Below are 11,015 nucleotides of genomic sequence, written 5' to 3'. Positions count from 1 at the left end.
CGTCGGACGGGCGCGGGGGGCGTGGGGCGGCGGCCCGGCGGGGCGGCCCGAGCCGGCGCATCATCGGCATCTCCACCCAGCGGTGCAGCAACCCGGCCAGCACGAGGTTGACCACGAGGAAGCCCAGCACCGCCGCCGGTCCCCACCAGCCGCGCAGCCCCACCCCGTGATGGCCGGTCAGCCGGAGCACGGTGACCATCACGAAGACGTGCACCAGGTAGAAGGCGAACGACACCTCGCCGAGCCAGACCATCGGGCGGCTGCGCCAGGGTGTCGCCAGCCCGCGCACGTCCGCGTCCGCCGCCGCCGTGATGACCAGGATGTACGCCACCGACAGCACCCCGGCCCAGAGTTCCGCCGGGATCCACTCGTAGGCGACGGCCCAGGTCACCAGGAAGACGGCGCTGGCCGTGGTGAGCCCCGGTCCCCGCCAGCGGCCGCGGCGCATCAACTCGGCCGCGGCGACACCCATCCAGAACTCCAGCGACCGCACCGGCGGGAAGATCTGGGTGAACCACCACCGGCTCTCCTCCGGCACCAGGGCCTGGGCCGGCCAGAGCGCGACGATGAGCAGCGGCACCGCGGCCACCACCGCCCAGAGCACGGCGGGTCTCATCCGGCGGATCGTCGGAAGGGCGAAGGGCAGGCAGAGGTAGAAGAACAGCTCGCAGGAGAGCGACCAGCTCACCGTGTTGACGCTGTAGAAGTGGCCCGGGGTGGGATCCCAGGCCTGGATCAGCAGGAGGTTCTCCAGCGTCGCCCGCGGGTTGACCGGGTCGGCGAGCAGGTAGCCGACCAGCAGCACCACCACGAACATCAGCAGATGGTTCGGGTAGATCTTGGCGAGCCGGCGACGCAGGAAGGTGCGCCTGGCCTCGCCCGGCCGGGCGGACCAGACCAGGACGAATCCACTGAGGATGAAGAAGAACTGCACCCCCGACAGGCCGAGGGTGAACAGCCGGTCGACGACCGCCTTGGCGTCCGGCTCGGCGACGATCCTCATGGTGCCGGCGTGGAATCCGAAGACCAGCAGCGCGGCGATCCAGCGCAGCCCCGTCAACGAGGGCAGCCGGCCGGCGGCGGGCGCGGGCACCGGTCGGACGTCCGGCGCGGCGGTGGTGGTGCTCGTCATGCCGGGGCCCCGACGATTCGCAGGTTCACCAGCACGTACGTCTCCTCCTCGCACACGGCGGCGGACGGCGCGGCGGCGGCGTCCACGGCGGCCCGGGTGCGGCCGCACCCGGGGCACCCTACCGGCTCGCACCCGGCCGGGCCCGGGACGGCTCGACCGACGGTGGACGCGAAGCGGGGCGTCCGGAAGGCCCGGAGCAGCCCGCCGACGTGCGGGACCACACCGTCGCCAGTGGTCGACGTGGTCGCGCCCGGGTCGCCGACCCGGGTGCTCGCCGCCGTCCGACCAGCCACCCCGACCGTCGTACGCCTGTACGAAGAGGCTGCTAGGGTGGGTCGCATGTCGCAGGCCGCCTACCAGCCGTCGATGCTCGACCTCACCGACGCGGCGCCGTCGCTCGGGCCGCTGGCTGGCGAGTTGCGCCGGCACCGGCTCAGCCGGGGTGCCTGGGTCGACCACCTGCCCGGCTGGGTGCGCGGCTCCGACCAGGTGCTCGACACGCTGCTGCGGGACGTGCCCTGGCGGGCCGAGCGCCGCACCATGTACGACGCCGAGGTGGACGTGCCTCGCCTGCTCTGCTGGTACGCCGGTGGCCGGGAACTGCCCCACCCGGTGCTCACCGACGCGCGCGAGGCGCTGACCCGGCACTACGCCCCGGAACTGGGCGAGCCGTTCGTCACCGCCGGCATGTGCCTCTACCGCACCGGCCGCGACAGCGTGGCCTGGCACGGCGACACCCTGGGCCGCTCGGCACACACCGACACCATGGTCGCCATCGTCTCCTTCGGCTCGCCCCGGCCGCTGCTGCTTCGCCCGCGCGGGGGCGGTGCCAGCCTGCGTTTCCCGCTCGGGCACGGCGACCTGATCGTGATGGGCGGCTCCTGCCAGCGCACCTGGGAGCACGCCATCCCGAAGAGCGCCCGGCCGGTCGGCCCCCGGGTCAGCGTCCAGTTCCGCCCCGCCGGCGTTGCCTGACCGGCCGACGCCGAGCCGCGCCGGCACGGCCGACGCGAGATCGCGAACCGTTCCCGAAGGCGTGCGGCGTCACCGGGCGGATGGCCGGCGGCCGTTCAGAGCAGGCCGGCGAGTTTGTAGAGCACCAGTGAGCCGGCGACCGCGACGTTCAGGCTGAGCCCGCCGCCGACCATGGGGATCTCCACCGCCGCGTCCAGGGCGTCCAGCGCCTCCGGTGGGATGCCGCTGGCCTCGTGCCCCAGCACGACGATGGTGCGACCGCCCGCGGCGGTCAGGTCGCCGAGGCGGATCGCCTCGTCAGCCAGCTCCACCCCGAGGATCCGGCTGCCGGCGGCCCGTTCGGCGGCCAGCCAGCGCAGCGGGCTGCCGACCCGGTGCACGCAACCCGGCCGGCGCAGGGTGTTGCCCCGGGCCACCGCGTCGTCGACCCAGCGGAACGGCGGCACGGCGAGGCAGGCGCCGACGGCGTCGCAGGTGCGCAGCAGCGTGCCCAGGTTGGCTCCGTGCATCGGCCAGAGCGGGGCGGCGACGAGGTGGCCCCAGCAGCGGTGTGGGCGGGGACGGCGGGTGGCGCGTAGCTCGCGGCGCGGCCGGACCCGGATGGCGGCGCTCACGCCGCTGCGGCGACTCCGCCGTGGTGCAGATCAAGCATCAAAGGTGTGCTTAGCGGCGCACACAAGCCATCGACGGCGACAGACCGCCACCACTATAGACCGGTTGCGCCACCGACGACCGTGCCCGGCCTCAACCGGAAGCGTTGATCATGAGGTTAGCGGGGCGAGATGGGATCCGACCCGTCAACCTCATGATCAACGACACTCCGGGGGCGGTCAGTCGCGTTCGACCTGGTGGCCGAGGACGGTGGGGCCGAGCATGACGGCGAAGCCGGAGCCGTCGCGGCGCGGGTCCTCCGCCGGCAGCTCCACCGGGTCGCCGGTCGCGGTGGCGGCCACCGGTCGCGGCCCGACCCAGGCGACCGCCACGTCGGTCTCACCCTTGAGGAAGCGCTGGGCGCGCACCCCGCCGGTCGCCCGCCCCTTCGCCGGGTACGCCTTGAACGGCGTCACCTTGACGGTGGCGCCGGTGGAGGTGACCACCATCGGCTCGCCGTGCCCCGGGTCGTCGATGCGGACCGCGCCGAAGAAGACCACCCGGGCCTGCTCGGGCACACTGATGCCGGCCATGCCGCCACCCTTGACGCCCTGCGGGCGGACCAGGCCGGCGGGGAAGCGCAGCAGCGACGCCTCAGAGGTGATGAAGGTGAGCGCCTCGGTCCCGTCGGCGAGCCAGGTCGCCCCGACCACCTGGTCGCCGTCGCGCAGGCTGATCACCTCGAACTCGTCCGAGCGGACAGGCCACTCCGGCGCGCAGACCTTGACCACGCCCTGCCGGGTGCCCAGCGCCAGCCCCGGGGAGCCCTCGGCCGTCGGCCCGAGCGGCGCCAGGCCGATCACCGTCTCCCCCGGCTCAAGCGGCACCAACTCGGCGGCGGACATCCCGCCACGCAGCGACACCGTGCCGGCCTGCTCGGGCAGCACCGGCAACGGCAGCACGTCGACCTTGAAGGCCCGACCGGCGCTGGTCACCAGGAGCACCCGGCCCCGGGCGGTGGAGTGGACGACCGCGCGTACGGCGTCGTGCTTGACCCGGCCGTGCCGTCGGCGCCCCTCGGAGGCCTCCTCCGACTCGGCCGCGGTCCGGGCGACCAGCCCGGTGGCGGAGAGAATCACCTGACACGGGTCGTCGGCGACCTCCAGCGGGCCGGCCGGCGCGGACGCGGCCAGCACCTCCTTGAGGTCGCCGTCGACGAGCGTGGTGCGGCGCGGGGTGCCGAACTGCTTGACCACCGACGCCAGCTCGTCGGAGACGACCTTCTTGAGCACCTTCTCGTCGTCGAGGATGGTGGAGAGCTCGGCGATCTCCCTGCGGAGCTTCTCCTGCTCGGCCTCCAGCTCGATCCGGTCGTACTTCGTCAGCCGGCGCAGCGGGGTGTCCAGGATGTAGGTGGCCTGGATGTCGGACAGGCCGAACTGGCGCATCAGGCCGTCCTTGGCGGCCTGGGCGTCGTCGCTGGCCCGGATCAGCTTGACCACCTTGTCGATGTCGAGCAGGGCGATCAGCAGGCCGTCAACCAGGTGCAGCCGCTCCTCGCGCTTACGGCGCCGGTACACGGTGCGGCGGGTCACCACCTCGTAGCGGTGGGCCAGGAAGACCTCCAGCAGCGTCTTCAACCCGAGCGTCTGCGGCTGGCCGTCGACGAGCACCAGGTTGTTCACGCCGAACGACTGCTCCAGCGGGGTGAGCCGGTAGAGGTCGGCCAGCAGCGCCTGCGGGTTGACCCCCACCTTGCACTCGATGACCAGGCGGGTGCCGCTCTCCCGGTCGGTGAGATCCTTGACGTCCGCGATGCCGGTCAGCCGCTTGGTCTTGTTGACCTCGTTGGTGATCGCCGCGATGACCTTCTCGGCGCCCACGCCGTAGGGCAGCTCGACCACGGTGATCGCCTGCCGGCCGCGGCTGCCCTGCACCGGGCCGATCTCCACCTTGCCGCGCATCCGGACCACGCCCCGCCCGGTCTCGTACGCCCGACGCACCTCGTCGAGGCCGAGCAGCAGACCGCCGGTGGGCAGGTCCGGGCCGGGGACGAACTCCATCAGCCTGTCGAGCGTGGCCTCCGGGTGGTTGATCAGCCAGCGAGCCGCCTGGACGACCTCGCCCAGGTTGTGCGGGATCATGTTGGTCGCCATGCCCACCGCGATCCCGGACGCGCCGTTGACCAGCAGGTTGGGGAAGGCCGCGGGCAGCACGGTCGGCTGGGTCAGCGAGCCGTCGTAGTTGGGCTCGACGTCGACGGTGTCCTCGCCCAGCTCGCCGACGAGCAGCATGGCCTCGCGGGACATCCGCGCTTCCGTGTATCTCGCCGCCGCCGGTCCATCGTCCGGGGACCCGAAGTTACCATGGCCGTCGATCAGTGGGACGTTGAGCGAGAAGTCCTGGGCCAGCCGGACCATCGCGTCGTAGATCGCGGTGTCGCCGTGCGGGTGGTACTTGCCCATGCAGTTGTGGACGACAAAGCCTTCGGCAACGAAGGCGTGCTCCTCGGAGCCGACCTGGATGTCGTACGTGACGGCCGGCGCTACGGCCTCGACCGCGACGACTCGCAAGAAGGAACGGCCGGCAAGTGCTTCGAGGCGACCAGCCAACGGGGAACCTATGCGACGAAGCTTGCGAATCCAGCCGTCACGCTCGGCGCGCCAGAGGGGAAACGACCGCTCGGCCAAAGGCACACCGTTACGGTCCCTGCCGTAACGGACCATCGTTCCGGCACCTGACAGCGACTCCCGGAAGGCATTGCCATCCTGGTCCCGGAACCATCCGCCGCCCTGGTGAGCGGCCGTGAACTCCTGCATCACGGCGCGGCACGGCAAACGGTCGTTGCCCTGCTTGCCGCCGTACTGGTAGCCGATCTCGGAAACTCGCTGAAGGCCGTCGCTCTTGTAGCCGATGCGCACCCAGGGCAGGAGCATCCCGGCGAGAACGGCGGCGTCGCGGCCGGTGACTGACAGACCGAGGAGCGTGCGGTGACCAGACCTCCCGGTGCTGTTCCAGTGATGCCCATGCACACCTAGGTCGGCCAGCATGGAGTAGACCTGTCGCACCAGCACCTCGCTGGTACTCACGAAGACGATCTCTCGGAACCTCTTACGGATGTATCCGTCGCCGTCGAAGAAGCCGGCAAGGAAGGGCGCCCAGGCGGAACGATCCTCGAGGATGTCGCTCGGCACCCGCTTGTCGTGGCTGCGCGGCAGGCCGGCCTCCAGCAGCCCATCGTGTCGGCTGAAGGTGAGTATGTGCTGGTCGCGATGATGGGGCTTCGTCGCCTCACGTTTGCCTCTGGAGACGTTCAATCCGCTCCCGATGGCCCAGCCGTGGGCGACGTCGAGAGGCTCGACGTCGCACATGTGCAGGCGTACCCGGCCGTCTGCCTCGCGGGACCGGTCCACGGCGAAGCCTTCAGCCACCACGAGCCCGCGCACATAGCCGTAGACATCGTCGCCGCTCGCGAGAGCCTCGCGACGACGGTTCCCGTACGCGATGGTCAGGTGCCCCGACAGATCGCGGGCCTCGACCCACCGAACGGAGAAGTCCTCACCCACGACGCGGAACCGCTGCCCGGGCGTCACCACCATCCTGTGACCATTGCTCCAGGTGATCTGGACGAGCTCGGACTCCAGGTTCCGGTACACCGCGGTCACCGGCACGGGAACACCGTCCCCGTCCAGCACCCGGTCGCCGATCTCGACATCCTCGATCGGGCGTAGGCCGCTCGGCGTCGACACGAGGGTTCCCGCTACGAAGCAGTCACCGACGATGCGGGCGGACTTCACATGCGCGCGGTCGGGGCGGTAGCCCTGCTCGTACATCGACCAAAGGATGCGCCGGTGCACGGGCTTGAGGCCGTCGCGGGCGTCGGGCAGGGCCCGGGAGTGGATGACCGAGAAGGCGTACTCCAGGTAGGAGTCGGAGACCTCGGTGACCAGCGGGTTGTCGAAGACCCGCGCGCCGGCCTGGTCGAAGGCGGACAGGTCCACCTTGGCGCGGTCGTCCTTGCGGCGTGCCATCGTTCAGCTTCCTTCCGCGTACGCGGTGAGCGGGGTCATGCGTCGATCGCCTCGCGGTCGACCCGGTCGGCGGAGTCGATCAGCCAGTTGCGGCGGGGCTCGACCTTTTCCCCCATCAGCAGTTCGAGGATCCGCTCGGCGGCGTCGACGTCGTCGATGGTGATCCGGCGGACCGCCCGGGTGGCCGGGTTCATCGTTGTCTCCCACAACTCGTCGGCGTCCATCTCGCCGAGGCCCTTGAACCGCGGGATCGGGGTGACGATCTGCTTGCCGGCCTTCTCCAGCTTGCGGACCGTCGCCTCCATCTCGGCCTGGGTGTAGGTGTAGATCGTCTGCGGGTTGCGCCCCCTGGTGGTGATCTTGTGCAGGGGTGGCATGGCGGCGTAGAGCCGGCCGGCCTCGATCAGCGGGCGCATGTAGCGGGCGAAGAGCGTGATCAGCAACGTCCGGATGTGCGCGCCGTCCACGTCGGCGTCGGCCATGATCAGCACGCGGCCGTAGCGCAGGGCGGAGAGGTCGAACGTGCGCCCCGACCCGGCGCCGAGCACCTGCACGATCGCGGCGCACTCGGCGTTGTCCAGCACCTGCTGGAGGTTGGCCTTCTGCACGTTGAGGATCTTGCCCCGGATCGGCAGCAGCGCCTGGTACTCGGAGGACCGGGCGAGACGACCTGTCCCGAGGGCGCTGTCGCCTTCCACGATAAACAATTCACTTCTGTCGATGCCTGCGGCGCGGCAGTCGACCAGCTTCGCCGGCATCGACGCGCCCTCCAGGGCGGTCTTGCGGCGCGCGGCGTCCTTCTGCTGCTTCTGGGTCAGCCGCACCCGGGCCGCGTCGACGATCTTCTGGAGCACCGTCCGGGCTTCCGCCTTGGTGCGACGGTCGTCGAGCCACGCCTTCAGGTGCTGCTCGACCAACGCCTGGATCACCTTGGTGATGCCGGCGGTGGAGAGCTCGTCCTTGGTCTGCGAGGTGAACTGCGGCTCCGGGATCCGCACGTGCACCACGGCGGTCATGCCCTCCAGGACGTCGTCCAGGGTGGGCGGGTCCTCCTTGGCCTTGAGCAGGCCGCGGGTGTTGCGCACCGCGTCGGCGAGGGTACGCGTCAGGGCCCGCTCGAAGCCCTTGCGGTGGGTGCCGCCGTGCGCGTTGCGGATCGTGTTGGTGAAGCACTCCACGGTGCGCTCGTAGCCGGTGCCCCAGCGGAAGGCCACCTCGACCTCGGCGCGGCGCTGCACGTTGGACTGCATGACGCCGTTGGCGTCGGCGGCGTTCTCCCGGTAGGTGCCCTCGCCGTTGACCAGCAGCATGCCGGAGACTGGCCGGTCACCGGCCGGGGCGAGGAACTCCACCATGTCGGTCAGGCCGTTGGGGTAGTGGAAACGCTCCTCGGTCGGCTCCTCGCCGGTGTGGTCGCGCAGCAGGTAGCTCACGCCGGGCACCAGGAAGGCGGTGTTGCGCAGCTTCATCCGGACGGCGTCGGCGTCCAGCGTCGCGCCCGTCTCGAAGTAGCGGATGTCGTGCCAGTAGCGGATCGAGGTGCCGGTGCGCTGGCCGCGCTTCATCGCGCCGACGATCTGAAGACTCGGTCCGGCGGTGAAGCGGGCCTCCGGGCCGTCGCCGTCGAAGATCCCCGGCACGCCGTGCCGGAACGACATCGCGTGCACCTTGCCGGCGCGCCGGACGGTCACGTCGAACCGGCGGGACAGCGCGTTGACCGCCGAGGCGCCCACGCCGTGCAGGCCGCCGGAGGTCTTGTAACCCGAGCCGCCGAACTTGCCGCCGGCGTGCAGCCGGGTGAGCACCAGCTCGACGCCGGAGATGCCGGACTTGGCGTGCACGTCGGTGGGGATGCCGCGGCCGTCGTCGTCGACCTGGACCGAGCCGTCGGCGTGCAGCGTCACCTCGACCTTCGTCGCGTGACCGGCGACACCCTCGTCGGTGGAGTTGTCGAGGATCTCGTTGACGAGGTGACCCACGCCACGGCTGTCGGTGGAGCCGATGTACATGCCGGGCCGCTTGCGGACGGCGTCCAGCCCCTCGAGGTGCGTGAGGTCGTCGGCCCCGTACAGGGTGTCAGGCTCTGCGGTCAACTGGTCGTACTCCCAGGTCTCGGGCGGTGTGGTGCCGCTCACCGACGGACATCGGCCGGTGCGGCGCGCCGGAGCGAGCCTAGCCGGACGCCCCGACAACCCCGTGAACACCCGCGCGACCCGCCGCGAGCGGGGGTCCCCGATCGTGAGTAACCAGACAGGTTCCGGCGCCGGCCCCACCCCGACATGATCCACCGGACCGTACCGTCCGGCCGGGCGACCGGACGCGGCGCGCACGGGGCGGCGCGCCGGGCCGGTGTGTCATCCATCGAACGATGCTGTTACGGGCCATTGACGTTCGTCGTCGGAGGGTGATCTGATCGCGGTCTCGGAGGATCTTTCATATTTCGATGGACAGATGGGGGGACCATGTCGAGGTTCCGTCGTACCGCTCTCGCGGCGGCGCTCACCGTCGCCACCGCCACGCTCTCGACCGCCGTCGGCCTGCCCGCCCCGGCCGCGGCGGCGCTGCCGACCGCCGCCGTGGCGCTCGGGGACAGCTTCATCAGCGGCGAGGGCGCCGGGGCGTACACCCCGGTCACCGACGTCAACGGGGTTGCGCAGGGCTTCCCCGGCTGGACGGCGCCCAACAGCAACGCGTTCTTCTGCCACCGCTCGGCGAACGCCTCACTGCACCGGGCCAGCCTGCCGGGCATCCAGGACCGGTTCAACCTGGCCTGCTCCGGCGGCCAGCCCCACGACATCGCCGCCGCCTCGTCGGCGCGGACCAAGGGCCGTCAGGTCGCCGCGCAGCTCGACCAGCTCCGCGCGGTCGGGCAGAGCCACGACATCGACCTGGTGCTGATCGGGCTCGGCTCGAACAACAGCTCGTTCACCTTCGGCAACGTCGCGGAGAAGTGCGCCAACCGGTTCATCGCCGACGCCTGGACGGGCTGGTGGGAGTTCTGGGCCTACCTGAACGGGCCGGTGCCGCAGGAGCCCTGCACCGACGCCGACCTGGCCACCGCCGCGCAGTTCAGCGCCGCGACCGCGGAGACCACCACGGCCGTACGCCAGATCCTCACCACCCTGGGCCAGATCGACGCGGACGGCCAGCACCGGGTCGTGTTCCAGGACTACACCAACCCGCTGCCGTTCGACCTCGACCCGAAGTTCCACACCGAGGACAGCCGGGACGACACCCGGGACAAGTTCCGGGCGCTGGGCGCCGAGCGGTACGCCGGCGGCTGCCCGATCCACCGGGCCAGCCTGCTGCCGGGGCACCGCTTCTCGCAGGGCCTGGGCACGCTGGTCAGGTCCACCCGGGACACCCTGGCCGCCGAGTTCCCCGGCGCGGACCTGGTCCACCTCAACGTGCAGCGGGCCTTCGACGGGGCCCGGCTCTGCGAGTCGGCGACCAGCCCCACCGGGACGCTGGCCACCCCGATCCGCCTCCAGGACAACCCGAACGGTGTCTTCGTCACCGACCTCTCCGGCTACGACAAGATCGCCGTCCAGCGGATCGCGAACACCTGCGTGACCTACTTCCAGACCTGCCAGGAGTCCTGGCACCCGAACGCCGCCGGCCACCAGGTGCTCGGTCAGTGCCTCACCGGCGCCGCCACCACCGCCGCCCGGGCGGTGACCTGCACCCGCGCCCCCGACGGCTCCATCACCACCTCCTGACCCCCCGCCTCTCCCGCTCCCCCGCCCACGTCGAGTCAGGCACTGTCGCGGCTTGTCGATCTCTGACAGCCCCGACAGCTTCCGGGCTCGCGGGGGCGGGGTTCAGGGGCGGGTTGCGGCGCCGAGGACGTGCGGGGTGGCGGGGAGCGAAACGCTGGTGTCGGGGAAGCGGAAGCCGGCCAGGTCGGTGACCGTGAAGCCGGCGGCGCGGATGGCGGCGACGGTGTCCCGCCCGGTGTGGCAGCCGCCGCAGAGCAGGGGCCAGAGGGTCGCGTCGACCAGCCGCTGGGCCCGGCGCAGGCCGGGGGTCGCCGCGCGTACGTGCTCGAAGAAGCGCAGCTGGCCGCCCGGCCGCAGCACCCGACGGGCCTCGCCCAGCGCGGCGGCCTGGTCGGCGACCGAGCAGAGCACCAGGGAGAGCACCACCGCGTCGGCGTCCCCGTCGGGTGCCGGCAGCGCCTCGGCGAGCCCGTTGACGACCTCCACCGGCACCGGGGCCCCGGCCGCGGCCTCCCGCGCCGCCGCGCGCAGCCGGGGCTCGGGTTCGACCGCGAGCACGCGCGCGAC

Annotated in this window: 8 protein-coding genes and 2 pseudogenes; 2 read left to right on the top strand and 8 right to left on the bottom strand. The window is 71.6% G+C overall.

Going from position 1 to position 11,015, the window contains the following annotated elements:
- Both NCC78_RS20335 and NCC78_RS20330 read right to left on the bottom strand, forming a co-directional pair.
- A partial coding sequence (locus NCC78_RS20335; RefSeq protein ID WP_250796303.1) for an acyltransferase family protein occupies window positions 1-1,132 on the bottom strand: 1,132 nt, incomplete at its 3' end.
- The gene (locus NCC78_RS20330; protein ID WP_250796302.1) at window positions 1,129-1,425 is read right to left on the bottom strand and encodes a hypothetical protein; all 297 of its coding nucleotides are present in this window, start codon (window positions 1,423-1,425) and stop codon (window positions 1,129-1,131) included. The genes NCC78_RS20330 and NCC78_RS20335, both read right to left, overlap by 4 nt.
- Window positions 1,426-1,471: 46 nt before the next feature.
- On the opposite strand from NCC78_RS20330, the gene NCC78_RS20325 reads away from it, so the two are divergent.
- Window positions 1,472-2,107 carry an alpha-ketoglutarate-dependent dioxygenase AlkB gene (locus NCC78_RS20325; protein ID WP_250796301.1) on the top strand — a complete coding sequence of 212 codons (636 nt, stop codon included), beginning with the start codon at window positions 1,472-1,474 and terminating at the stop codon, window positions 2,105-2,107.
- Window positions 2,108-2,202: 95 nt separating this feature from the next.
- Here the strand turns inward: NCC78_RS20325 and NCC78_RS20320 are convergent, their stop codons facing one another.
- The 5 genes and pseudogenes from NCC78_RS20320 to NCC78_RS20310 form a co-directional block, all read right to left on the bottom strand.
- On the bottom strand, window positions 2,203-2,721 hold the full coding sequence (locus NCC78_RS20320) for a TrmH family RNA methyltransferase (protein ID WP_250796300.1): 519 nt from the start codon (window positions 2,719-2,721) through the stop codon (window positions 2,203-2,205).
- Between the two features lie 216 nt (window positions 2,722-2,937).
- Complete coding sequence (locus tag NCC78_RS20315) at window positions 2,938-5,424, bottom strand: DNA topoisomerase (ATP-hydrolyzing) (RefSeq protein WP_308220926.1); 2,487 nt, start codon at window positions 5,422-5,424, stop codon at window positions 2,938-2,940.
- A 243-nt stretch (window positions 5,425-5,667) separates the two neighbouring features.
- Window positions 5,668-6,495, bottom strand: a pseudogene (locus NCC78_RS32240) (LAGLIDADG family homing endonuclease); the annotation flags it as partial.
- Window positions 6,469-6,729 (bottom strand): annotated as a pseudogene (locus tag NCC78_RS32235) (DNA gyrase subunit A); the annotation flags it as partial. The pseudogenes NCC78_RS32235 and NCC78_RS32240, both read right to left, overlap by 27 nt.
- A gap of 35 nt (window positions 6,730-6,764) precedes the next feature.
- Window positions 6,765-8,864 carry a DNA gyrase/topoisomerase IV subunit B gene (locus tag NCC78_RS20310; RefSeq protein ID WP_250796298.1) on the bottom strand — a complete coding sequence of 700 codons (2,100 nt, stop codon included), beginning with the start codon at window positions 8,862-8,864 and terminating at the stop codon, window positions 6,765-6,767.
- A 327-nt stretch (window positions 8,865-9,191) separates the two neighbouring features.
- Between NCC78_RS20310 and NCC78_RS20305 the strand changes: the two genes are divergently transcribed.
- Complete coding sequence (locus NCC78_RS20305; RefSeq protein WP_250796297.1) at window positions 9,192-10,448, top strand: SGNH/GDSL hydrolase family protein; 1,257 nt, start codon at window positions 9,192-9,194, stop codon at window positions 10,446-10,448.
- 102 nt (window positions 10,449-10,550) lie between these two features.
- Here the strand turns inward: NCC78_RS20305 and NCC78_RS20300 are convergent.
- A partial coding sequence (locus NCC78_RS20300; RefSeq protein WP_250796296.1) for a class I SAM-dependent methyltransferase occupies window positions 10,551-11,015 on the bottom strand: 465 nt, incomplete at its 5' end.

It is taken from the genome of Micromonospora phytophila, from assembly GCF_023656545.1.
In the GTDB taxonomy this organism is placed as follows: Bacteria; Actinomycetota; Actinomycetes; order Mycobacteriales; family Micromonosporaceae; genus Micromonospora; species Micromonospora phytophila.
The sequence above is the reverse complement of the archived record's forward strand: the minus strand, read 5'-3'. Positions and strand labels throughout refer to the sequence as shown.